This window comes from Bradyrhizobium sp. LTSPM299, assembly GCF_000938235.1.
In the GTDB taxonomy this organism is placed as follows: Bacteria; Pseudomonadota; Alphaproteobacteria; order Rhizobiales; family Xanthobacteraceae; genus Bradyrhizobium.
Map to the genome: position 1 here is coordinate 232,398 of NZ_JYMU01000016.1, position 23,099 is coordinate 255,496.

Here is a 23,099-nt window from a genome sequence, read left to right on the forward strand (position 1 = left end):
AGCCGAAACGACGGCAAGCGATGAGGGGCCGCACCCTATCCGGGCGCGGCCCCTTCTTTAGGCGCAGTCGATCAGGCCGCAGCGCGGGTCGCAGCCGTCTTGGCGGGTTCGCGCTTTGGCTGCGTCAGGACGTGGGTCGCGTAGAGAGTTAGTCCAGTGAAGGCGAGGCCGCCGACCAGATTGCCCAGTACGGTCGGGATTTCGTTCCAGATGAAGTAGTCCAATATCGAGAACTTCGCGTGCAGCATCAGCCCCGACGGGAACAGGAACATGTTCACCACGGAATGCTCGAACACCATGTAGAAGAACACCAGGATCGGCATCCACATCGCGATGACTTTGCCGGGCACCGAGGTAGAGATCATGGCGCCGACGACGCCGGTGGAGACCATCCAGTTGCACAGCATGCCGCGGATGAACAGCGTCGCCATGCCGGCGGCACCATGCGCGGCGTAGCCCAGCGTTCGGCTTTCACCGATGTTTCCGATGGCCGCGCCGACCTTATCGGGATCCTGGGTGAAGCCGAACGTCGTGACGAAGGCCATCATGAACGCCACCGTCAGCGCGCCGGCAAAGTTGCCGATGAACACGAGGCCCCAATTGCGCAGAACGCCGCCGATCGTGACGCCGGGGCGCTTGTCGAGCAGCGCAAGCGGCGAGAGCACGAATACGCCCGTCAGCAGATCGAAGCCCAGCAGATAGAGCATGCAGAAGCCGACCGGAAACAACAAGGCTCCGACGATCGGCTGGCCCGTGTTGACGTTGATGGTCACGGCGAACCAGGCTGCCAGCGCGAGGATTGCGCCGGCCATGTAGGCACGGATGACCGTATCCCTGGTGGACATGAAGACCTTGGACTCACCCGCGTCCACCATCTTGGTGACGAATTCGGAAGGTGCGAGATAGGACATCGTGATTCCTCTTGCGTCTGATGAAAGAGAGCACCGATTGCTCAGCGCGGAGCTGCGCCGCGGATAACCGCGGGGACCGGCGCAATGGTGCGAATGCCCTGTGAAATGGCGTCACGACGACTGCACCGAGATCTCTCGGCAAAGCGGCTTGGAAGCCGCCGGGAGCCTCGGCCAAATGCTGGCCTCGACAATCCGGCTGACCTGTAGTCCTCGTTGACTGATACGATTCAAAGCAACGCTTATGCCAACGGACGCCCAAGGGACGACCAAGCGAAGTCGTCGAAGTTTCCGGTTATTTCTGTGCGCGGATCGCTTGATAGCAGGCCTCGCTCACGCCTCGCGTTCCCTGCCTTGCTCATTTCATAAGCGGTGTGCTTGATGATTGTGCGACGCACAACGATTGAGCGAATCGCCGGTTTTCAATGCGCGACATGATCCGTCAGAGATTCGTGCGACTGAAGCAACCCATTGTAACTGTTCGTATTTCGTTGCGCGTGCGATTTGGCACGAAGCTTGAATGAGTCAGCCTGACGCCATTGACGCCGTCCTTCGAAACCAATCATCCGAATTTTGACACCGCAAACGCTGGGGCCTTCCCGGAGCGTGTCTCCGCGCGTTCGAGCGACAGCGACCAGAAAGGAATTTGTAATGAGCAAGGAGAACCCGACCTGGATTTCCGATTGGAATCCCGAGGACGAGGCGTTCTGGAATTCCAAGGGCAAGGTCGTCGCCCGGCGTAACCTGATCTGGTCAATCGTGGCCGAGCACATCGGATTTTCCGTCTGGCTGATCTGGAGCATCGTCGCGACCAAATTACCGGCGGCAGGCTTCCACTACACCACCGATCAGCTGTTCCAGCTCGTCGCCATCCCGGGCTTGATCGGCTCGTTGATGCGATTTCCCTACACCTTCGCCGTGACGATGTTCGGCGGCCGCAACTGGACGATCTTCAGCGCGACGGTGCTGTTCATTCCGACTTTCGGGCTCGCCTATTTCGTCAGCCAGCCCGAGACGCCGTTCTGGCTGATGCTGCTGGTCGCTTCCACCGCCGGCCTCGGCGGCGGCAACTTCGCCTCGAGCATGGCCAACATCTCGTTCTTCTATCCGGACCGGATGAAGGGCTGGGCGCTCGGCCTCAACGCGGCCGGCGGCAATATCGGCGTCAGCAGCGTGCAGTTGCTCACGCCGATCCTGATGGGCATCGGCATTTTCAACCTTTACCAGGCGACGCCGGTCTCCGGAGTCTACCTGCAGAATGCCGGGCTGATGTGGGTGATCCCGATTTGCATCGCGGTGTTCGGTGCGGTGTTCTTCATGAACAACCTCACCTCGGCGAAGTCCTCGTTCAAGAACCAGCTCGCGATCGTCGGCCGCAAGCATACCTGGATCATGGCCTTCATCTATATCGGCACCTTCGGCTCCTTCATCGGCTACTCGGCGGCGTTCCCGCTGCTGATCAAGACGCAGTTTCCGGCCGTCACGATCGCCATCGCGTTCCTCGGACCGCTGGTTGGTTCGCTGTCGCGCCCGCTCGGCGGCCTGCTCGCCGACAAGGTCGGTGGCGCGATCGTGACGTTCTGGAATTTCATCGCGATGGGAGCGGCGACGATCGGTGTGCTGTACTTCGTCGGGATCAAGGACTTCACCGGCTTCCTCGTGATGTTCCTCATCCTGTTCGTCACCACCGGCGTCGGCAACGGATCGACCTACCGGATGATCCCGTCGATCTTCCGCGAAGAGAACCTGCAGAAGGCAAAAGGCAAGGGCGAAGCCGGCAAGGCGCTGGCGCTGAAGACGGCGAGCATCGAGAGCGGCGCCGCGCTCGGCTTCATCGGCGCCATCGGAGCCTGCGGTGGCTATCTGATCCCGACCGGGTTCGGCAAGTCGATTGCTGTGACCGGTGGACCGCAGCTCGCGCTGGAAATCTACCTCGTGTTCTACGCGGTCTGCCTCGCCCTGACCTGGTTCTACTACCTGCGCCGCAGCTCTGCTTCGTCCAGCGTGTCGAGCCTCGCGGGAGCGCGGATCTGACGGGACCTGTGCGGCGCGCCGAGCCGCAGACGCCAGTGACCTCTCCCTGGCTCACAGGGGGAGGAATCCTAAACAGCAGGAGGAAATGATGACACCCGATCAAGTGACGCTGGTACAGGAGTCCTTTTCCAAGGTGGCGCCGATCTCGGAGCAGGCCGCAATCATCTTCTATGACCGGCTGTTCGAGGTCGCGCCTGGCGTCAAGGCGATGTTTCCATCTGACATGACCGAGCAGCGCAAGAAGCTGATGGCGACGCTGGCTGTCGTCGTCAACGGACTGACCAATCTCGAAGCGGTGCTTCCGGCCGCGAGCGCGCTCGCCAAGCGCCACGTCGGCTACGGCGCCAAGCCCGAGCACTATCCGGTGGTCGGCGGCGCGCTGTTGTGGACGCTCGAGAAGGGCCTCGGCGAGGCCTGGACGCCCGAGGTGGCCGCCGCCTGGACCACCGCCTACGGCACGCTGTCCAGCTACATGATTTCCGAAGCCTATGGCAGCGCGCAGGCTGCCGAGTAGGGAGTTGTTATGAGCGAACCGCTCGTCATCATCGGCAATGGCATGGCCGCGGTGCGTCTGGTCGACGAATTGTCGAAGGTCGCGCTCGGCCGCTATGCCATCGCCGTGATCGGTGACGAGCCGCGGCTCGCCTATAATCGCGTGCTGCTGTCGTCGGTGCTGGCCGGCGAGGCCGCCTCGCACGAGATCGAGCTGAAACCCGCATCGTGGTGGCGCGAGCGCGGCGTTACGCTGAAGTACAATTGCATGGCGACCGAGGTCGATGTCGGCCGTCGCGAGATCAAGATCGCCAACGAAGAGAGCGTCAGCTTCTCCAAACTGGTGCTGGCGACGGGATCCTCGGCGCTGCGGCTCAACGTCCCCGGCGCCGATCTCGCCGGCGTCCATACCTTTCGCGACACCCGCGACGTCGACCTGCTGCTGACGCTCGCCGCGCAGAAAAAGCGCGTCGTCGTGGTCGGCGGCGGCCTGCTCGGGTTAGAGGCGGCCTACGGCCTCGCCAAGGCGGGGGCCACGGTGACGCTGCTGCATCTGATGGACCGGTTGATGGAACGTCAGCTCGACGGGCCAGCGGCGGCGCTGTTGAAGTCGCTGGTCGAGCGCAAGGGCATCGAGATCCTGCTCAATGCCAGCACCGCACGTATCCATGGCGAAGCCAGCGTGACCGGTGTCGAACTTGTGGATGGACGGCTGATCGATGCCGATGCCGTGATCTTCGCCGCCGGGATCCGGCCGAACACAGCGCTTGCACGTGACGCCGGCATTCCCGTCAACCGCGGTGTCATGGTCGACGACCATTTGCAGGCGGGTGTGCCCGATGTGTTTGCGATCGGCGAATGCGCCGAACATCGCGGCATCTGCTACGGCCTGGTCGAACCGGCCTATGAACAGGCGCGCGTGCTGGCAAGGCATCTCGCCGGCACCGATGCGGCCTATACCGGCAGCGTCGTTGCGACCAATCTGAAGGTCTCCGGCGTCGGCGTGTTCTCGGCGGGCGATTTCACGGGCGCCGACGGCAGCGAGAGCCTCGTGCTCCGCGACGTCAACCATGGCACCTACAAGAAGCTCGTGATTTCAGAGGGACGGCTCACCGGCGCGGTGCTGATCGGCGACACCGCCGATGCGCTCTGGTATCTCGACCTGATCCGCAACAGGAAACCGATCGCGCAGATCCGCGCCGACATGATATTCGGCCGCTCGCTCGCGATGCAGTCGGAGGCGGCGTAAGATGACTGCAGTCGATCCCGCCCTCCGCGCCGTCAGGACGACCTGCGCCTATTGCGGCGTCGGCTGTGGCGTGCTGGCGACGCCGGATGGCCGCGGAGGGGCGGCGATCTCGGGCGATCCCGAGCATCCCGCCAATTTCGGTCGGCTGTGTTCGAAGGGCTCCGCGCTCGGCGAGACGCTGGGGCTGGAGAGTCGTCTGCTGCATCCGATGATCCGCTGTGGCGACGCCATGCAGCGGGTCGACTGGAGTGACGCGCTCGATCACGTCGCGCACCGCTTCCAGCACATCGTCGCCCGCGACGGCCCCGGCGCGGTGGCGTTCTATCTCTCCGGCCAGTTGCTGACCGAGGATTATTACGTCGCCAACAAGCTGATGAAGGGCTTCATCGGCAGCGCCAATGTCGACACCAATTCGCGGCTGTGCATGGCCTCGTCGGTCGCCGGCCATCGCCGCGCCTTCGGCGCCGACACCGTGCCCGGCTGCTACGAAGATCTCGACGAGGCGGATCTCCTGGTGCTCGTCGGTTCGAATGCGGCTTGGTGCCATCCGGTGCTGTTCCAACGGATGCTCGCCAACAAGCAGAAGCGCGGTGCCCGTTTCGTCGTGATCGATCCGCGCCGCACCGACACGGTCGGCGACGACGACCTCTTCCTTGGGTTGAAGCCCGGCACCGACAGCGCGCTGTTCAATGGCCTGCTGGTCCATCTCGCCGACAACGGCGCGCTCGATCCTGATTATATCGAGCGTTTTACCTCGGGCTTTGATGACACGCTGGCGCGGGCGCGCCGGATGGCCGGCAGCCTGGCGGCGACGGCACTCGCGACCGGCCTCACTGAGCGGGACGTCGCGGCGTTCTTCCAGATGTTCGCCAAAACGACGCGGGTGGTGACGCTGTACTCGCAAGGCGTCAATCAATCCGCGCAGGGCACCGACAAGGTCAACGCCATCCTCAACTGCCATCTCGCCACCGGGCGGATCGGCAGGCTGGGCGCCTCGCCGTTCTCGCTGACTGGCCAGCCCAATGCGATGGGTGGCCGCGAGGTCGGTGGCCTAGCCAACCAGCTCGCCGCGCATATGGGCTTTACCCCGCCGGATATCGACCGCGTCAAGCGGTTCTGGAAAGCGCCGCGCATCGCAACCCATGAAGGGTTGAAGGCGGTGCAGATGTTCGAGGCGATCGGGCGCGGCGAGATCAAGGCGCTCTGGGTGATGGGCACCAATCCGGCGGTATCGCTGCCGAACGCCGACGTCGTTCGCGAGGCGCTGAAGAAGCTCGACCTGTTTGTCGTCTCCGAGAATGTACTCTCCAACGACACCGTCGTGGCGGGCCCGCATGTGCTGCTGCCGGCGGAGGCCTGGGGCGAGAAGTCGGGCACGGTGACCAACTCCGAGCGGCGGATCTCGCGACAACGCACATTCCTGAAAGCACCCGGCGAAGCAAAGCCGGACTGGTGGATCCTCAGCGAGGTCGCAAGGCGTCTCGGCTTCGGCGCCGCCTTCGACTTCAAGTCGGCCGCGGATATCTTCCGCGAGCACGCCGCGCTCTCGGCGTTCGAGAACAACGGGGCGCGCGACTTCGATATCGGTGGATTGAAGGCGGTCTCCGACGAAGGCTTTGACGCCATGGCGCCGGTGCAATGGCCTGTTAGCCGCGATGCGCAGCCACAGGCGCGCTTCTTTGCCGAGGGCGGCTTCTACAGCAACGATCGCAAGGCGCGCTTCGTCGCGCCGGAGATGCCGGCGCTGCGCACGGAGACGACGCCGGCGCGGCCGCTGCGGCTCAACACCGGCCGGATCCGCGACCAGTGGCACACCATGACGCGCACCGGTATGAGCCCGCGGCTCGGCCAGCACCTTCCTGAGCCGTTCATCGAAGTCCACCCCGACGATGCGCTCAAATACAGCGTTGCCGACGGCGGCTTTGCGCGCATCACTACGGACTATGGTCAATGCACGCTGCGCGTCGTCGTCAGCGAGCGCCAGCAGCGCGGCATGCTGTTCGCACCGATCCATTGGAGCGGAGCGAACGCGACCGGTGCGCGTGTCGGCTCGCTGGTAGCGCCATATACCGATCCGTTCTCGGGTCAGCCCGAGAACAAGGCGACACCGGCTTCGATCGCGCCCTACGAATATGTGTTCCGCGGTTTTGCGCTCTCGCGTATGCCGATGGAGCTGCCCGGTCATGCCTGGGTTGCACGCGTCGCCGTCACCGGTGGCCACGGCTATCTGTTCGCCGACAATGCCGATTTGAAGGGTTGGCAAGCCTGGATGCACGCCGCGGCGAGCGACGACCTTGCGGAGTACAATGATTTCGGCGGCGGCATTTACCGTGCGGCCTCCTTCCGAGGCGATCGCATCGAAGCGTGTCTGTTTGTCGGAGCGGCAGGAGACGCCGGCGACTGGAACGTCGTTAAGAGCCTGTTCGCGGCGGATGCGTTGAGCGATATGCAACGCCGCATGCTGCTGTCGGGCAAATCGGCGGAGGGTGTGGCGAGCGCGGGCCCGGTGATCTGCGCCTGCTTCGGCGTCGGCCGCGACACGATCTGCAATGCGATTGCGGCCGGCGCGCGATCGGCGGCGGAGATCGGCGTGAAGCTGAAGGCCGGCACCAATTGCGGCTCCTGTATCCCCGAACTGAAGCGGTTGATTGCGCAGACGCCGGTCGAGGTCGACAAGCGCAAGCTGGCCGTTGCGAACTGAACTCTCTCCACGTCATTGCGAGCGATCCGGCGGCGCGTTGCGCCGACCGGGTGGCTCGCAATGACGGCGAGAACCCGATATGGTCCAACCCGTTCCACCAACGGGTGAACCAAAAAAATGATGTATCTGGAAACGCCGCCCAAACTGATTCCAACCGGGATATTCTCCGCCGTCCCCGCCGAATTCCGCCGCAAGGTGGCGACCGAGTGGGCCGATGCCAACCGGCCGGGCGCGGTGACCGACTGCTTCATCGAGGGCCCGTCGTTCGATGCGTCGGGCAATCTCTATATCGTCGATATCCCGTTCGGCCGCATCTTTCGGATCGCACCGGACAAGACGTGGTCGCTGGTCGCCGAATATGACGGTTGGCCGAACGGGCTGAAGATCGACGCCAAAGGCCGCATCCTGATTGCCGATTACAGGCTTGGGCTGGTGGAGCTCGACGCCGTCTCGGGCAAGGTCACGCCGCTTTTACGCTCGCGCAATTCGGAATCGTTCCGCGGCTGCAACGACCTGCATATCGCATCCAATGGCGACGTCTATTTCACCGACCAGGGCCAGACCGGCCTGCACGATCCGACCGGTCGGGTCTATCGGCTGCGCAGCAACGGGCAACTCGATTGCCTGATCCACACCGGCATCAGTCCCAACGGCCTGGTGCTCGATCCGCATGAAGCCGTGCTGTTCGTCGCGATGACGCGCGACAACGCGGTCTGGCGCGCGCCGTTCATGAAGGACGGCAGCGTCTCGAAGGTCGGACGTTTCTGCACCATGTTCGGGCCGAGCGGACCCGACGGCATGACGATGGATATGAAAGGGCGGCTGTTCGTCGCGCACGCTTCGCTCGGCCATGTCTTCGTCTTTGCGCCGAACGGTGAATGCATCGCGCGGATCAAATCCTGCGCCGGGCAGAGCTGCACCAATGTCGCGATCGGTGGCGTCAACCATGACCGGCTGTACATTACGGAGTCGGTGACGGGCTCGGTGCTGGTGGCTGATATTAGCGGGCTGGATGGGTAGCGAAGCGGCCTTAAACGTTACCTCGCCCCGCTTGCGGGGAGAGGTCGGATCGCATGCAGCGAAGCGCAATGCGATCCGGGTGAGGGGGAGCTACCGCGAGTCGATTTGTTATCGAGTTTGCGGAGAAAGCCCCTCACCCCAACCCTCTCCCCGCAAGAGCGGGGCGAGGGAGAAGGAAACCTCACCCCTTCCGGTGTCTTGCATTCACCGCGATTGCCGCCGCGGCGGTGCGGTTCTCGACGCCGAGCTTGGAATAGATCTGCTCCAGATGCTTGTCCACCGTGCGCGGGCTGAGGCCCAGGATCTGCGCAATGTCGCGGTTGGTCTTGCCCTTGGAGAGCCAGGACAGCACCTCGCCTTCGCGGGTGGTCAGGCCAAGCTCGCTGGAGAATTCGGCGGGCATGTCGCCTGAGGTGTCCTTGGCAAGCCGCAGCAGGAATTCGTTGGGGCCAAGCTTGCCCATGAATTGCAGGCGGAGCTGCTCGTTGCCGGGGAGGGACGCCATGGTCGCAGTCTTCGCGCCCGATTTGCCCTTCTGCGCCTGGTCCAGCCATTGCGGCATCGGGTCCGGCAACACGAAATCCTCGGCGTCATCGGCCAATGTATCCGACAACAGTTTCTGCGCTTGCGGCGTCGCCCATAGCAGCTTGCCGGCGCTATTGACCGCCAGCAGATAACGGCCGGAGACGTCGAGCGCGGCGCGGGCGCTCTGGGTCATCCGCGCATTGGCAAGGTGGACGCGAATGCGTGCCAGCATCTCCTCGACCACGATCGGCTTGGCGACATAGTCGACGCCGCCGGCTTCCAGCCCGCGCACGATGTGCTCGGTCTCGGCCAATCCGGTCATGAAGATGATCGGCACGCCATCGAGCCCGGCGTCGCGCTTGAGCCGCCTGCAGGTCTCGAACCCATCCATGCCGGGCATCACAGCGTCGAGCAGCACGATATCGGGCGTGATCTGCTCGACGATCCGCATCGCCGACGCGCCGTCGAGCGCCACCATGACCGTCATGCCGGCGCCGTCGAGGGCGTCGGTCAGGAGTCGCAGCGTTTCAGGAGAGTCGTCGACGACGAGGGCGACGTCGCGCTTTTTTTGTTCAATGGTCATAGCTGTGCAATGTCTTTAACGTCGCCATGTACTGGTCGAGATCGAAGCGGTCGATCAGCGTGCGCATTTGTCCGACGAAGTCGGCATGCTCGGGGAGTTCATTGCCGATCTCGTCGAGCTTGAGCTGGATCGCCCTGATATAGCCGAGTTGCCCGAGGCCGATCAGCTCTTCGACATATTTCACCGGTGGCCGCGTGCCGCTCTCGGGCTTCCATTGCGGGGCCACGACCTGCGTGGCCTCGTACTGCCATTCGATCTTCAGCAGTTGGCGGATGGTTTCGAGCAGCCGCGGGATGTCGATCGGCTTCATCAGATACCCGTCGTGGAACGGCTGCGCCATCGGCGCGCCGTGCGCTTCCAGCGCGCTCGCCGAGACCATCAGGATGCGCGCCTGGTGATGGCCGGCGGTGCGCAGGGTTTCAGCAACCGTCCAGCCGTCCATGCCGGCCATGGAAATGTCGAGCAGGAACAGATCGGGCCGGCAATGCTGCGCGAGCGCGAGGCAGCCCGGTCCATCAGGGGCGCTGAGCAGGATGAAGCCGAGCGGTGTCAGCACCTCGCGCAGCAGGTCGCGATGGGTCGGGTCGTCGTCGGTGACCAGGATGGTCTTGCGCGGACCGAGATAGCCATAAACGGGGGCATCGACCGGCGCATCGCGCCGCGGGTTGGTGACTTCGGAGAGCAGCAGCTTGACGCGGAACGTGCTGCCGGTGCCGACCGTGCTTGATACCTTGATGTCGCCGCCCATCACGCCGGCGAGCAGGCGGCTGATGGTCAGGCCGAGGCCAGTGCCGGTCTGCGGCTGCGAGACGCCGAGCGCGCCGCGCTCGAACGGCGCGAAGATGCGCTCGAGATCGTCGGACTTGATGCCCGGCCCGGTATCGGTGACCTCGAACTCGGCCACTGGGCTGCGATAATGCACGATGAAGCGCACGCTGCCGCGTTGGGTGAACTTGATCGCGTTGGAGAGCAAATTGATCAGGATCTGGCGCAGCCGCTTCTCGTCGGCATAGACGACGACGGGAAGCACGTTCGGCCGTTTGAACACGAAGTCGACGCCCTTGGCGGTGGCCTGCAGGCGGAACATGCCGACGAGCTGGTCGAGGAAATCGGTCAGCCGTACCTCGTCGCGCGAGAGATAGAGCCGTCCCGCCTCGATCTTCGAAATATCGAGGATGCCGTCGATCAGGCCCGAGAGATGATCGGCGCTGCGGCGGACCACGCGCACCTGGTCGCGCGGCCGCGTCTGCAGGCTGTTGTCCTGCTCCAGCAGCTGCGCATAGCCGGAGATCGCGTTCAGCGGCGAGCGCAGCTCGTGGCTCAGGCCGACGACATAGCGGCTCTTGGCGAGGTTGGCTGATTCCGCCACCTCCTTGGCGCGCTGCAACTCGGCATCGGTGCGCTTGTGGGCGTCGATTTCCTGGATCAACAGCGTTGTTTGCCGCCTTGTTTCCTCTTCCGCTGCGCGGCGGCTCTGCTGCGCCAGCACGAACAGCCAGGCGACCACGCCGATGATGAGGATCAGCGCAAAGAACACTTTCAGGAGCACGTCGCCCAAAGACGGGCCGGCATGCACGGTCGCTGAGGTCTGCAGATAGATCAGCCCGAGCACCAGTCCGACAAGCCCGGCGGAGACCAGGAACACGCCAAGATAATGCCCGAGCTGCGAATTGATGCGGGCGTAGATCGGCTGCGGCAGCAATTTGCCCAGCGTCTCCGACAGCTGCGCCTGGACACGCGCATGCGGCTTGCAGAGGTCATGGCAGCGCGCGTCGAGCGAACAGCACAGCGAGCAGATCGGGCCCGCATAGGCCGGGCAGGAGGCCATGTCCTCCGGCTCGAACGAGTGCTCGCAGATACAGCACTGGATCGACTCGAGGTATTGCCAGCTCCGCTTCGGCTTGCGCGCGATGTAGTATTTGCCGTCGGTGGCCCAGGCGATCAGCGGCGCGGCGATGAAGGCGGCCGCGAGGGCTACGAACGCCGACAGCGCCTTCGCGGTCGGCCCGAACAGGCCGTAGAACGCGCTGATCGAGACCACGGTAGCGATCGTCATCGCGCCGACGCCGACCGGGTTGACGTCGTAGAGATGCGCGCGCTTGAACTCGATGTGCTGCGGCCGCAAGCCGAGTGGCTTGTTGATGACGAGGTCGGCGACCAGCGCGCCGACCCAGGCGATCGCGACGTTGGAATAGAGCGCGAGCGTCTGCTCCAGCGCCTTGTAGACGCCGATCTCCATCAACAGCAACGCCACCACGACATTGAACACCAGCCACACCACGCGGCCAGGATGGCTATGGGTGAGGCGGGAGAAGAAGTTCGACCAGGCGATCGAGCCCGCATAGGCGTTGGTGACGTTGATCTTGACCTGCGACAGAATGACGAAAGTACCCGTCAGCGCCATCGCCAGATCGGGCTGCGACAGCACGTAACGGAACGCCTCGAGATACATGTTCGCCGGCTCGGCAGCGTGCTCGGCGGGGACGCCGTGGCTGAGCGCGAAGAAGGCGAGGAACGAGCCGGCCAGCAGCTTCAGTGCGCCGAGCACGATCCAGCCGGGGCCGGCGCTGAGCAACGCGATCCACCAGGCTTTTCGCGAGGTACGGCGGTCGCGCGGCAGGAAGCGCAGGAAGTCGACCTGCTCGCCGATCTGCGCCACCAGCGCGAACACAACAGACGCCGCGGTGCCGAACAGCAGGAGGTCGAGATGGCCGGATGGGTCGCCGTGCTCGCCGGCGAATTTGCGCCAGTCCGCGAATGAATGCGGATTGGCCCAGGCGATCGCCGCGAACGGCATGATGTGGAGGATGATCCACAGCGGCTGGGTCCAGAGCTGGAACCGGCTGATCAGCGTGATGCCGTAGACCACCAGGGGGATGATCACGACCGCGCTAATCAAATAGCCGATCGGGCGGGGAATGCCGAAACACATGTCGAGCGCGCTCGCCAGGATCACGGCCTCGATCGCGAAGAAGATGAAGGTGAACGAGGCGTAGATCAGCGAGGTGATGGTCGAGCCGATATAGCCGAAGCCAGCGCCGCGGGTCAGCAGGTCGATGTCGATGCCGCATTTGGCGGCGTGGTAGGCGATCGGCAGCCCGCACAGGAAAATGATCACGCTGACGACCAGGATTGCGGCCGAGGCGTTCATCGCGCCATAATTCAGCGTGATGGTGCCGCCGATCGCTTCCAGCGCCAGGAAGGAGATCGCCCCGAGCGCGGTATTGGCGACGCGGGCGGCCGACCATCGCCGCGCGCTCTTGGCGGTGAAGCGGAGCGCGTAGTCTTCCAGCGTCTGGTTTGCAACCCACTGGTTGTACTGGCGCCTGACGCGGTCAATCCGCTGCCGCCCTGCCACTGCACCCCACTCCTGATCCGGGAAAGTCCTCTTGTTGCTGGCAAATCCCGTACCAGAAACCTACGTCGCTATTTTGCGGTGCAGTATACGCGATCTCACGTATCAGTGCGCTGCACAAAAGTAAGCAATCCTTGCCCCACCAATAAGCGTTCTCGAACCAATGGGGTGCTCATGTCAGACGTATCAAAACCAGGCCTGAAGTCGCCACTTCGGCGCAAGCTCTTGATGGGAATGGCCGCGCTGCCGGCTATTACGATGTTGCCGCGTCCCTCGTTCGCGGACGTCCCTGCAACTTCCGTGGTCAACACCACAGGCCTTGCAGTCACCGATAGCGAAGTCACGGTCGGCATCCTGCACTCCGTCACCGGCACCATGGCGATCTCCGAGACCGGGTCGGTGGAGGCCGAGAAGCTCGCGATCGAGCAGATCAACGCCGCCGGCGGCGTGCTCGGCCGCAAGATCAAGTTCATCCAGGAAGACGGCGCCAGCGACTGGCCGACCTTCGCGGAAAAGGCCAAGAAGCTGCTGGTCAACGACAAATGCGCCGCCGTGATGGGCTGCTGGACCTCGGCCTCGCGCAAGGCGGTGTTGCCGGTGTTCGAGCAGTACAACGGCATGCTGTACTACCCGACCTTCTATGAAGGCCTCGAGCAGTCCAAGAACGTCATCTACACCGGCCAGGAAGCGACCCAGCAGATCATCGCTGGCCTCGACTGGGTCACCAAGACCAAGGGCGCGAAGAGCTTCTATCTGCTTGGTTCCGACTACATCTGGCCGCGCACCTCGAACAAGATCGCGCGCAAGCACATCGAGGGCCATCTGCAGGGCTGCAAGGTGGTCGGCGAAGAATACTTCCCGCTGGGCAGCACGCAGTTCAACTCGGTCATCAACAAGATCAAATTGACAAAACCCGACGTGATCTACGCGATCATCGTCGGCGGCTCCAACGTCGCTTTCTACAAGCAGCTCAAGGCGGCCGGCATCGATCTGTCGAAGCAGACGCTCTTGACCATCTCGGTGACCGAGGACGAAATCGACGGCATCGGCGGCGAGAACATCGCGGGCGCCTATGCCTGCATGAAGTACTTCCAGTCGCTCGACAATGCCAACAACAAGGCCTTCGTGCCCGCCTTCAAGAAGATGTGGGGTGAGAAGACCGTGATCGGCGACGTGACGCAAGCTGCTTATCTCGGCCCGTGGCTGTGGAAGTTAACGGCGGAGAAGGCCGGCTCCTTCGACATCGACAAGATCGCGGCGGCCTCACCCGGCGTCGAGTTCAAGGGCGCACCGGAAGGCTATGTCCGGATCCACGAGAACCATCACCTCTGGTCGAAGACCCGCGTCGGACGCGCCAAGGCCGACGGCCAGTACGAGCTGATCTTCGAAACTGCCGACCTCGTCGAGCCGGATCCGTTCCCGAAGGGCTACCAGTGAGATCGCGCGCCTAAGAGCGCGCCCTCTCTCAACGCATCGCGGCGTGGACGGTCCCCGTCCACGTCCCACGATCGGGCGACGCGTCGCGGCGCCAGCCCCCTGGAATGACGGAGAACGGCATGCTCGGCGACTATTCAATTGGCGATCTCGGCGCCATCCTTGCGATGCAGGGCTTTGCCGGGCTCATCCTGTTTTCCGTTTACGTTCTGATGGCGCTGGGGCTCGCCATCATCTTCGGCCAGATGGGCGTCATCAACATGGCCCATGGCGAGTTCATGATCCTCGGTGCCTACGTCACCTGGATGACGTCGACGACCGTCCAGCACTACGCGCCCTCGCTGTTTCCCGGCTACTTCTTCCTGGCGATGATACTGGCGTTCATCGCCTCGGGCGCGCTCGGCATGCTGGTCGAGTGGGCGCTGATACGCCATCTCTACAAACGCCCGCTCGACACGCTGCTGGCGACCTGGGGCCTCAGCCTGATCCTGCAGCAGGCCTATCGTTCGATTTTCGGCGCGCGCGAGGTCGGTGTCGAACTGCCCGACTGGATGATGGGCTCCTGGCCGGCCACCGACTCCATCCAGATCCCGATCAACGGCATGTTCGTGATGGCGTTGACCATGCTGATCACCATTGCGGTGGCCTATGTGCTGTACTGGTCGAAATGGGGCAAGCAGGTCCGCGCCGTGGTGCAGAACCGCGTGATGGCTGGTGCCGTCGGCATCAACACCGAGAAGGTCGACTGCTACACCTTCGGCCTCGGCTGCGGCATCGCCGGAATCGCAGGCTCAGCCTTCACCATGATCGGCTCGACCGGACCGACCGCCGGCCAGCTTTACATCGTCGACACCTTCCTGGTCGTCGTGTTCGGCGGCGCCGCCAGCCTGCTCGGGACCATCGCCTCGGCCTTCTCGATTTCGCAGACCCAGTCGACGCTGGAATTCTTCCTGTCGGGATCGATGGCCAAGGTCATCACGCTGCTGACGATCGTCGGGATCCTGATGGTGCGGCCGCAGGGACTCTTCGCGCTCAAGGTCCGCAAGTAAGAACAGGCAGGCGATAAAAGTCATGGTCATCAACTCGCGCTTTTTCAATCGCTCCGAACTCATCGGCTTCTTCGCGCTGGCGCTCGTACTCTTTGTCATTCTCCCGCTGTTCTTGGATATCTTCCGCCTCAATCTGGTCGCCAAATATCTGACCTACGCCTTCGTCGGCATCGGCCTCGTGCTGTGCTGGGGCTATGGCGGCATTCTGAGCCTGGGGCAGGGCGTGTTCTTCGGCCTCGGCGGCTACTGCATGGCGATGTATCTGAAGCTCGAGGCCTCCAGTGTCGCGAACACCAAGATCCAGTCGACGCCGGGCATCCCTGATTTCATGGACTGGAACCAGATCACGCAAATACCGCTGTTCTGGAAGCCGTTCCATAGCTTTCCACTGACGATTATTGCGATCCTTGTGGTGCCCGCGTTCTTTGCCTTCATCATTGGTGCTGCGATGTTCAAGCGCCGGGTCGGCGGCGTCTACTTTGCGATCATCACGCAGGCGATCGCGGCGATCCTCACCATCCTGATCGTCGGGCAACAGGGCTACACCGGCGGCATCAACGGGATCACCGACCTGCGCACGCTACACGGCTGGGATATCCGCACCGACCACGCCAAGTTCATCCTGTACTTCGTCGAGGTCGTGCTGCTGTTCGGTTGTATTACCGCCGCGCAATTCATCCGCCTGACAAAACTCGGGCGCATCCTGGTGGCGATGAGGGACCAGGAGGACCGCGTGCGCTTCTCCGGATACAGCGTTGCAAACTTCAAAATCTTCGCGTTTTGCGCCGCGGCGGTGTTCGCCTCGATCGGCGGCGCGCTGTTCACACTCGAGGTCGGCTTCATGTCGCCGTCCTTCGTCGGCATCGTGCCCTCGATCGAGATGGTGATCTACACCGCGGTCGGTGGCCGGATGTCGATCTTCGGCGCGGTCTGGGGCTCGCTGCTCGTCAACTTCGCCAAGACGAGTCTCTCGGAATCCTTCCCGCAGCTCTGGCTGTTCGGCCTCGGCGCGCTGTTCATCGCGGTCGTGCTGGCCTTCCCGAACGGCCTGTCCGGGATCTGGGCGGACTATGTCCAGCCGCGCATCGACCGCTTGCTGGCATCACGCAAACCGAAATCGGCGCCCGGCTATGTCGCCGACGGCGCACCGGCCGAGTGAGGAGGGATCACTATGCTCATCGGTCATCAGCCAAAAGACTTCCTGCTCGCGGTTTCCGGCCTCACCGTCTCCTTTGACGGCTTCAAGGCGGTCAACGATCTGTCGTTTTACGTCGAAGAGAACGAGATCCGCGTCATTATCGGCCCGAACGGCGCCGGCAAGACCACGGTGCTCGACCTGATCTGCGGTAAGACCAGGGCGACATCGGGCTCGATCCAGTTCCGCGGCCAGGAACTGACCAGGCTGCGCGAGAACGAGATCGTGCAGGCCGGCGTCGGGCGCAAGTTCCAGACGCCATCGGTGTTCGAGGACCTCACCGTGTTCGAGAACCTCGAAATCTCCTACCCGCGCGGCCGCACCGTGTTCGGGTCGCTGGCCTTCAAGCGCGACGACGCGGTCAAGCAGCGGGTCGAGGAGGTCGCCGAGATGATCTTCCTGAAGGATCGGCTCAACACCTATGCCGACCAGCTCAGCCATGGCCAGAAGCAGTGGCTCGAGATCGGCATGCTGCTGATCCAGGACCCGGATCTGCTGATGCTCGACGAGCCCGTCGCCGGCATGAGCGTGTCCGAGCGCGCCAAGACCGCCGAGTTGCTCAACCGCATCATCAAGGATCGTTCGGTGCTGGTGATCGAGCACGACATGAAGTTCGTCGAGGACATCGCCCACAAGGTCACCGTGCTGCATCAGGGACAGATCCTGTCCGAGGGCACCATGGAGCACGTCAAGAACGACCCGAAGGTGATTGAAGTCTATCTGGGGCACTAGCGCATGATCCCGGAAAGTGGCGTCCGGTTTCCGGACAAGATCATGCGCAGGAAATAGGAACGCAGCCATGCTGGCAATCTCCGATCTCCACGTCGCTTACGGCCAGAGCGAGGTGCTGCACGGCCTCAATGTCCAGGTCGCGTCCAATGAGATCGTCGCGATCATGGGTCGCAACGGCATGGGCAAGACCACGCTGATGAAATCGCTGATGGGCATCCTGCCGACCAAGAGCGGCTCGGTGACCATGGACGGCACCGAGCTCGGCACGATGAAGAGCTATCAGCGGGTTGCCAAGGGCCTCGCCTATGTGCCGCAGGGCCGCATGATTTTCTCCACCATGACGGTGAAGGAGAACATCGAGACCGGGCTTGTCGTCTCCGGTGGCTCTGAGGTGCCTGGCGATATCTACGAACTGTTCCCCGTGCTTTTGGAGATGAAGGGCCGCCGCGGCGGCAATCTCTCCGGCGGGCAACAGCAACAATTGGCGATCGCCCGTGCGCTCGCGACCAAGCCTAAGGTGCTGCTGCTGGACGAGCCGACCGAAGGCATCCAGCCGTCGATCATCAAGGACATGGCGCGGACCTTGAAGCGCATCCGCGACGAGCGGGGACTTTCTATCGTCGTCTCCGAGCAGGTCTTGAGCTTCGCACTCGACATCGCCGACCGCGTGCTCGTCATCGAGAACGGCGAGATCGTCCGCGACGATCCGCGCGCCAACGTCGATGCCGCGCAGATTTCGAAATATTTGTCCGTCTAACCAGTAAACCAAGGGGAGCATCGCGATGCCTGATACACTGATCAAGGTCGATCTGAACAAGTCGGCCTATGAAAACGACAAGATCCACAACCGCTGGCATCCGGAGGTTCCGATCGTCGAGTGGGTCAGCCCGGGCGACGACTTCATCATCGAGACCGTCGACTGGACCGGCGGCTTCATCAAGAACAACGACTCGGCCGACGACGTACGCGACATCGACCTCTCGATCGTGCACTTCCTGTCCGGCCCGATCGGCGTCAAGGGCGCCGAGCCCGGCGATCTCCTGGTCGTCGACCTGCTCGACGTCGGCCCGCTCAAGGAGAGCCTGTGGGGTTTCAACGGCTTCTTCTCCAAGCAGAATGGCGGCGGCTTCCTGACCGATCACTTCCCGCTGGCGCAGAAGTCGATCTGGGACATCAAGGGCCTCTACACCTCGTCGCGTCATATCCCCGGCGTCAACTTCGCCGGACTGATCCATCCCGGCCTGATCGGCTGCCTGCCCGATCCGAAGATGCTGGCGACCTGGAACAAGCGCGAAGCCGAGCTGATCGCGACCGACCCGACCCGCGTGCCCGGCCTCGCCAATCCGCCGTTCGCGCCGACCGCACATGCCGGCCAGGCCAAGGGCGACGTCAAGGCCAAGATCGGTCTTGAGGGCGCTCGTACCGTGCCGCCGCGCGAACATGGCGGCAATTGCGACATCAAGGATCTGTCGCGCGGCTCGAAGATCTACTTCCCGGTCTACGTGCCGGGTGCCGGCCTCTCGATGGGCGATTTGCATTTCAGCCAGGGCGACGGCGAGATCACCTTCTGCGGCGCCATTGAAATGGCCGGCTGGCTGCACATCAAGGTCGACATCATCAAGGACGGCGTGGCGAAATACGGCATCAAGAACCCCGTGTTCAAGCCGTCGCCGATCACCCCGAACTACAAGGACTATCTGATCTTCGAAGGCATCTCGGTCGACGAGGCCGGCAAGCAGCATTATCTCGACGTTCACATCGCCTATCGCCAGGCCTGTTTGAACGCGATCGAGTATCTGAAGAAGTTCGGCTACTCCGGCGCCCAGGCCTATTCGATCCTCGGCACCGCGCCATGCCAGGGCCACATCTCCGGCGTGGTCGACGTTCCCAATGCCTGCGCCACGCTGTGGCTGCCGACGGAGATCTTCGACTTCGACGTGATGCCGTCATCGGCCGGGCCGATCAAGCACATCAAGGGCGACATCCAGATGCCGATCTCGCCCGACAAGTGATCCCTGCGCGAAGGGTGCGGGACGGCTGCGTATTGGCCGCCCCGCACCCGCCGCCAGACGCACGTCACTCGATTGCGCAAGGATAGCAAAATGCCGGTCTACGAATATCTCTGCAACGATTGCGGCCCGTTCACCGACATGCGGCCGATGGCCGAATGCGACCTGCCGCAGGACTGTCCGCAATGCGAAACAGAAGCGCCGCGCGTCATCCTGACTGCGCCGGCGTTCTTCTGCATGCCCTCGGACAAGCGCAAGGCGCACGCCACCAACGAACAGAGCCGTCATGCGCCGAAGACGCTCGATCAGTACAAGGCCTCGCACGGTCCGGGCTGCGGCTGCTGCTCCACGGGGAAGAAGAAACCGGCGCGGCTGGTGACAAAGACCAAGAGCGGCGCGAAGGGATTCCCGACTGCGCGCCCGTGGATGATCAGCCACTAGTTGAGGCCACGGACAGCGCCACAAACACCGCTGTCGTCCCGGGCTTGACCCGGGACCCATAACCACGAATGCAAGTTGATGCGCAACGCTGGGGCCACAGCCTGCCTCAACAACGCAACCCTGTGGTTATGGGTCCCGGCCCCCCGTGCGCAATTGCGCACTAGGCCGGGACGACGATGTGGAGGCATCGTCGCCCGCTTTGTTCACCGTCATTCCGGCGAAGCGCGTTGCGGCTCAACGGTCGGAATGCATCCTGTCGAGAAAATCCTTCACGCCGCTGACCGCGCCGGTATTCGACGCGATATAGCCGGGCAGGGCGCCCACGGCTTTGTGAAACTCGCCGCTCTTCATGATATCGAGCACGCGCTGCATCGGCTCGGTCTCGAGGAAAGCGCGCTTGCAGACGAAGAAATAATCCTCGGTGAGCAGCCGGATGAAGTCGAGGCCGAACTGCCGCGCCGCCGCCTCGACGCCGAAGCTCGCATCGGCCATGCCGCTCGCAACATAGGCCGCGACCGCGGCGTGGGTGAATTCCATCTGCTGCGCGCCGTTGATCCGGCTTTCGGGAATCTTGTGCAGCGCCAGCAACTGGTCGAACAGCAGCCGCGTGCCGGAATCGTGGTCGCGGTTGACGAAGCGGGCCTTGCGCTCGACCAGGTCGTTCAGCGAGGCGATCTTCAGCGGGTTGCCGCGCTTGACCATCAGGCCCATCTCGCGGGTCACGAAATTGATCACCCGGTCCTCGCGCGGATCGAGCCATTCCGCGCAGGCCTTGATGCCCTGCGCGCGCAACTCGCCGCGCGGCAGATGCACGCCGGAGAGATCGCAGGCGCCCTGGGCCAGCGACACCAGCGAGTTCTGGTTGCTGACATAGCGCAGGTCGACGCCGATGCCGCTCTCGCGATCGAGAAACTCGCGCAGCTTCGACACCGCAAAGCCATGGCTGGCGTGGACGCGGATCACGGAAGGCCGCTGCTCCAGGAACGGCTTGATCTCGGTGACCAGCTCCTGCGCGAGATTTTCGAGCTGCAGGCCGAGCCGGGCCTGCATGCGCTCGCCGGCCCACACCAGCTTCTCGCCGAACGGCGTCAGTTTCGAGCCCTTGCCGCGCTGGGTCTCGACCACAGGCACGCCGAAGAACTCCGACCACTGCTCGATCAGGTTCCAGACATGGCGATAGGACAGATGCGCGTGACTGGCGGCGCTGGTGATCTTCCCGGTCTTTCGGATCTCGTTGAGGATGCCGAGCATCACGACTGTTGTCTGCGGGCTGTTCTCTTTCCGAAAACGCCAGACGGTCTCGATCTCGATCTGCAGCATTTTGGTTCGCCACTTATGAAGTACACTTCATATCCTGGTATACCAATAGGTACAAGATATCATATTTACTGGCGGAGAATGCCTCCTACGTTGGGGTAACAACACCAGGAGGAAATATGATGTCAGTTGCATATGACCATGACGCCCGCCAGGCGCCGACCGTCAGGGACGAACTGCTGCTGATCGACGGCGCCAGGGTCCGCTCGCTGTCCGGCCGCACCTTCAAATCCCTCAATCCCGCCACCGAGCAGGTGATCGCGACCGCTGCGGAGGGCAATGAGGCCGACGTCGATCGTGCGGTCGCCGCCGCCCGCCGCGCCTTCGAGGGGCCATGGCGCACCATGCGCGCCGCGGAGCGCGGCCACATTCTCCTGAAATGGGCCGAGCTGCTGAAGCAGCACACCGACGAGATCGCAGCGCTCGAGAGCCTCGATGCCGGCAAGCCGATCTCAGGCGTGCTGCGTCAGGATTTTCCGGCCGCCATCGACACGCTGATCTACTACGCCGGCTGGGCCGACAAGATCAGCGGCGAGGTGGTCTCCACCCGCGACGACGCGCTGACCTATACCGTCCGTGAACCGGTCGGCGTCGTCGCCGCGATCGTGCCGTGGAATTTTCCGCTGATGATCGGGATGTGGAAGCTCGCCCCGGCGCTGGCCTGCGGCTGCACGATCGTGATGAAGCCCGCCGAGCTGACCTCGCTGTCGGCGCTGCGGATCGCCGAACTCGCGCTGGAGGCCGGCCTGCCAAAGGGTGTGCTCAACATCGTGACCGGTCCCGGCCGCGTCGTCGGCGACGCGCTGGTCAATCATCCCGACATCGACAAGGTGACGTTCACGGGCTCGCCCGGCGTCGGCCGCGGCATCATGAAGGGCGCCGCCGGCAATTTCAAACGGGTGTCGCTCGAGCTCGGCGGCAAGTCTGCCAACGTCATCTTCGACGACGCCAATCTCGAAGCCGCGTCCAAGGCTGCGGCAGCCGGCATCTTCTTCAACGCCGGGCAGGTCTGCTCGGCCGGCTCGCGCGTGCTGGTGCAGGAGAAGGCCTATGACGAGGTGGTCGAGCGCCTGGTCGCCCGCGCCGAGAGCTTGCGCATTGGCGATCCAGCGGATCGCGCCACGGTGCTAGGACCGGTGATCTCCGAGAAGCAGATGCGCTCGATCCTCGACTATGTCGAGATCGGAAAACAGGAAGGTGCGCAACTTGCGACCGGCGGCGAGCGCGTCGGCGACTGCGGCTATTTCATCCGCCCGACCGTGTTCGCCAATGTCGAACACGAGATGCGCATCTCGCAGGAAGAGATCTTTGGTCCCGTCGTCAGTGTGATCAAATTCAAGGACGAGGCCGATGCGCTGCGCATCGCCAACGGCACCGCCTATAGCCTTGCGGCCGGTGTCTGGAGCGCCGACATCGGGCGCGTTCAGCGTTTCGCCAGGAAGGCGCGCGCCGGAACGGTGTGGATCAACACCTATGGCTATACCGATGTGCGGTTGCCGTGGGGCGGCGAACGCGACTCCGGCCTCGGCCGCGAACACGGCACCGCCGCGATCGACAACTTTACGGAGCCCAAGGCGGTGTGGATGAACCTCAACGTTTGAGGTGGTAAATAAGCGCGAGAGCACACCACACAACAGGTGTCGTCCCGGCGCAGGCCGGGACCCATAACCCCAAATGCGAATTGCTTTGCGACGCTGGGGCCACAGCGTGCCTTGATAATGCAATCCTGTGGTTATGGGTCCCGGCCTGCCAGGCTGTGTGAAAACCTGATCGGCTATTGTTGTCGGGATCGGGCTTTGATTCGAGGTTATGATGGCGCATGTGACGGGCCAGTCGCGGTATCAAACGACGCTTTTTCCTGAGGTTCTGGACGAGGTGGTGGGGCGCGACGATCCGGTTCGGGTGATCGATGCGTTTGTAGATACGCTGGCTCTTGCGGAGTTGGGATTTTCGAAGGCTGCGGCCGAGGAACTGGGTCGGCCGCCCTATGCGCCGGGCGACCTGCTGAAGCTTTACATTTACGGCTATTTGCACCGGGTGCGGGCGAGCCGTCGG

18 protein-coding genes are annotated in these 23,099 nt (G+C 63.3%); 14 read left to right on the forward strand and 4 right to left on the reverse strand.

Features of this window, described 5'->3' with window-relative positions:
• Nucleotides 1-71 precede the first annotated feature (71 nt).
• Nucleotides 72-911: a formate/nitrite transporter family protein gene (locus tag UP10_RS11480; protein ID WP_044587445.1), complete on the reverse strand. Its 840-nt coding sequence runs from the start codon at nucleotides 909-911 to the stop codon at nucleotides 72-74.
• Nucleotides 912-1,559: 648 nt separating this feature from the next.
• Here UP10_RS11480 and UP10_RS11485 point away from each other — a divergent pair.
• The 5 genes from UP10_RS11485 (at nucleotide 1,560) to UP10_RS11505 (ending at nucleotide 8,404) form a co-directional block, all read left to right on the forward strand.
• Nucleotides 1,560-2,942, forward strand: coding sequence for an MFS transporter (locus UP10_RS11485; RefSeq protein WP_044587446.1), 1,383 nt, complete (start codon nucleotides 1,560-1,562; stop codon nucleotides 2,940-2,942).
• 88 nt (nucleotides 2,943-3,030) lie between these two features.
• Nucleotides 3,031-3,456: a globin family protein gene (locus UP10_RS11490; protein ID WP_044587482.1), complete on the forward strand. Its 426-nt coding sequence runs from the start codon at nucleotides 3,031-3,033 to the stop codon at nucleotides 3,454-3,456.
• Nucleotides 3,457-3,465: 9 nt separating this feature from the next.
• Complete coding sequence (locus tag UP10_RS11495; RefSeq protein ID WP_050043627.1) at nucleotides 3,466-4,683, forward strand: NAD(P)/FAD-dependent oxidoreductase; 1,218 nt, start codon at nucleotides 3,466-3,468, stop codon at nucleotides 4,681-4,683.
• Between the two features lies 1 nt (nucleotide 4,684).
• Nucleotides 4,685-7,384 (forward strand): nitrate reductase, encoded by a 2,700-nt coding sequence (locus UP10_RS11500; RefSeq protein ID WP_044587447.1) that lies wholly within the window; start codon nucleotides 4,685-4,687, stop codon nucleotides 7,382-7,384.
• Between the two features lie 117 nt (nucleotides 7,385-7,501).
• Nucleotides 7,502-8,404, forward strand: a complete 903-nt coding sequence (locus UP10_RS11505; protein WP_197086781.1) for an SMP-30/gluconolactonase/LRE family protein — start codon at nucleotides 7,502-7,504, stop codon at nucleotides 8,402-8,404.
• Nucleotides 8,405-8,585: 181 nt separating this feature from the next.
• On the opposite strand, the gene UP10_RS11510 is transcribed toward UP10_RS11505, so the two are convergent.
• Together UP10_RS11510 and UP10_RS11515 are read right to left on the reverse strand one after the other, a co-directional pair.
• On the reverse strand, nucleotides 8,586-9,512 hold the full coding sequence (locus UP10_RS11510; RefSeq protein WP_044587449.1) for a response regulator transcription factor: 927 nt from the start codon (nucleotides 9,510-9,512) through the stop codon (nucleotides 8,586-8,588).
• Nucleotides 9,502-12,870, reverse strand: a complete 3,369-nt coding sequence (locus UP10_RS11515; RefSeq protein WP_044587450.1) for a hybrid sensor histidine kinase/response regulator — start codon at nucleotides 12,868-12,870, stop codon at nucleotides 9,502-9,504. The genes UP10_RS11510 and UP10_RS11515 overlap by 11 nt, the downstream gene beginning before the upstream one ends.
• A 225-nt stretch (nucleotides 12,871-13,095) precedes the next feature.
• Here UP10_RS11515 and urtA point away from each other — a divergent pair, with 225 nt between their 5' ends.
• The 7 genes from urtA (at nucleotide 13,096) to UP10_RS11550 (ending at nucleotide 19,727) form a co-directional block, all read left to right on the forward strand.
• Nucleotides 13,096-14,304 carry an urea ABC transporter substrate-binding protein gene (gene urtA / locus UP10_RS11520; RefSeq protein ID WP_502692176.1) on the forward strand — a complete coding sequence of 403 codons (1,209 nt, stop codon included), beginning with the start codon at nucleotides 13,096-13,098 and terminating at the stop codon, nucleotides 14,302-14,304.
• 119 nt (nucleotides 14,305-14,423) lie between these two features.
• A complete protein-coding gene (gene urtB, locus UP10_RS11525) occupies nucleotides 14,424-15,350 on the forward strand; it encodes an urea ABC transporter permease subunit UrtB (protein WP_044587484.1) in 927 nt (308 codons plus the stop codon).
• Nucleotides 15,351-15,372: 22 nt separating this feature from the next.
• Nucleotides 15,373-16,509, forward strand: coding sequence for an urea ABC transporter permease subunit UrtC (gene urtC, locus UP10_RS11530; protein ID WP_044587452.1), 1,137 nt, complete (start codon nucleotides 15,373-15,375; stop codon nucleotides 16,507-16,509).
• A gap of 12 nt (nucleotides 16,510-16,521) precedes the next feature.
• The gene (urtD, locus tag UP10_RS11535) at nucleotides 16,522-17,277 is read left to right on the forward strand and encodes an urea ABC transporter ATP-binding protein UrtD (RefSeq protein ID WP_044538471.1); all 756 of its coding nucleotides are present in this window, start codon (nucleotides 16,522-16,524) and stop codon (nucleotides 17,275-17,277) included.
• A gap of 67 nt (nucleotides 17,278-17,344) precedes the next feature.
• A complete protein-coding gene (urtE, locus tag UP10_RS11540) occupies nucleotides 17,345-18,034 on the forward strand; it encodes an urea ABC transporter ATP-binding subunit UrtE (RefSeq protein ID WP_044587453.1) in 690 nt (229 codons plus the stop codon).
• Nucleotides 18,035-18,059: 25 nt separating this feature from the next.
• Complete coding sequence (gene fmdA, locus UP10_RS11545) at nucleotides 18,060-19,289, forward strand: formamidase (protein WP_044587454.1); 1,230 nt, start codon at nucleotides 18,060-18,062, stop codon at nucleotides 19,287-19,289.
• 90 nt (nucleotides 19,290-19,379) lie between these two features.
• On the forward strand, nucleotides 19,380-19,727 hold the full coding sequence (locus UP10_RS11550) for an FmdB family zinc ribbon protein (RefSeq protein WP_044587455.1): 348 nt from the start codon (nucleotides 19,380-19,382) through the stop codon (nucleotides 19,725-19,727).
• 234 nt (nucleotides 19,728-19,961) lie between these two features.
• Here the strand turns inward: UP10_RS11550 and UP10_RS11555 are convergent, their stop codons facing one another.
• Complete coding sequence (locus tag UP10_RS11555; RefSeq protein WP_044587456.1) at nucleotides 19,962-21,047, reverse strand: substrate-binding domain-containing protein; 1,086 nt, start codon at nucleotides 21,045-21,047, stop codon at nucleotides 19,962-19,964.
• A gap of 119 nt (nucleotides 21,048-21,166) precedes the next feature.
• Here UP10_RS11555 and UP10_RS11560 point away from each other — a divergent pair, with 119 nt between their 5' ends.
• On the forward strand, nucleotides 21,167-22,645 hold the full coding sequence (locus UP10_RS11560) for an aldehyde dehydrogenase family protein (RefSeq protein WP_044587485.1): 1,479 nt from the start codon (nucleotides 21,167-21,169) through the stop codon (nucleotides 22,643-22,645).
• Between the two features lie 211 nt (nucleotides 22,646-22,856).
• Nucleotides 22,857-23,099, forward strand: a 243-nt coding sequence (locus UP10_RS11565; RefSeq protein WP_502692175.1) for a transposase, incomplete at its 3' end; no start/stop codon positions are given.

What these genes read in the sequence shown, in the direction of transcription:
- UP10_RS11480 (WP_044587445.1), bottom strand. Translation starts at nt 911, where the DNA reads ATGTCCTATCTCGCACCTTCCGAATTCGTCACCAAGATGGTGGACGCG.
- UP10_RS11485 (WP_044587446.1), top strand. Translation starts at nt 1,560, where the DNA reads ATGAGCAAGGAGAACCCGACCTGGATTTCCGATTGGAATCCCGAGGAC.
- UP10_RS11490 (WP_044587482.1), top strand. Translation starts at nt 3,031, where the DNA reads ATGACACCCGATCAAGTGACGCTGGTACAGGAGTCCTTTTCCAAGGTG.
- UP10_RS11495 (WP_050043627.1), top strand. Translation starts at nt 3,466, where the DNA reads ATGAGCGAACCGCTCGTCATCATCGGCAATGGCATGGCCGCGGTGCGT.
- UP10_RS11500 (WP_044587447.1), top strand. Translation starts at nt 4,685, where the DNA reads ATGACTGCAGTCGATCCCGCCCTCCGCGCCGTCAGGACGACCTGCGCC.
- UP10_RS11505 (WP_197086781.1), top strand. Translation starts at nt 7,502, where the DNA reads ATGATGTATCTGGAAACGCCGCCCAAACTGATTCCAACCGGGATATTC.
- UP10_RS11510 (WP_044587449.1), bottom strand. Translation starts at nt 9,512, where the DNA reads ATGACCATTGAACAAAAAAAGCGCGACGTCGCCCTCGTCGTCGACGAC.
- urtA (WP_502692176.1), top strand. Translation starts at nt 13,096, where the DNA reads ATGGGAATGGCCGCGCTGCCGGCTATTACGATGTTGCCGCGTCCCTCG.
- urtB (WP_044587484.1), top strand. Translation starts at nt 14,424, where the DNA reads ATGCTCGGCGACTATTCAATTGGCGATCTCGGCGCCATCCTTGCGATG.
- urtC (WP_044587452.1), top strand. Translation starts at nt 15,373, where the DNA reads ATGGTCATCAACTCGCGCTTTTTCAATCGCTCCGAACTCATCGGCTTC.
- urtD (WP_044538471.1), top strand. Translation starts at nt 16,522, where the DNA reads ATGCTCATCGGTCATCAGCCAAAAGACTTCCTGCTCGCGGTTTCCGGC.
- urtE (WP_044587453.1), top strand. Translation starts at nt 17,345, where the DNA reads ATGCTGGCAATCTCCGATCTCCACGTCGCTTACGGCCAGAGCGAGGTG.
- fmdA (WP_044587454.1), top strand. Translation starts at nt 18,060, where the DNA reads ATGCCTGATACACTGATCAAGGTCGATCTGAACAAGTCGGCCTATGAA.
- UP10_RS11550 (WP_044587455.1), top strand. Translation starts at nt 19,380, where the DNA reads ATGCCGGTCTACGAATATCTCTGCAACGATTGCGGCCCGTTCACCGAC.
- UP10_RS11555 (WP_044587456.1), bottom strand. Translation starts at nt 21,047, where the DNA reads ATGCTGCAGATCGAGATCGAGACCGTCTGGCGTTTTCGGAAAGAGAAC.
- UP10_RS11560 (WP_044587485.1), top strand. Translation starts at nt 21,167, where the DNA reads ATGTCAGTTGCATATGACCATGACGCCCGCCAGGCGCCGACCGTCAGG.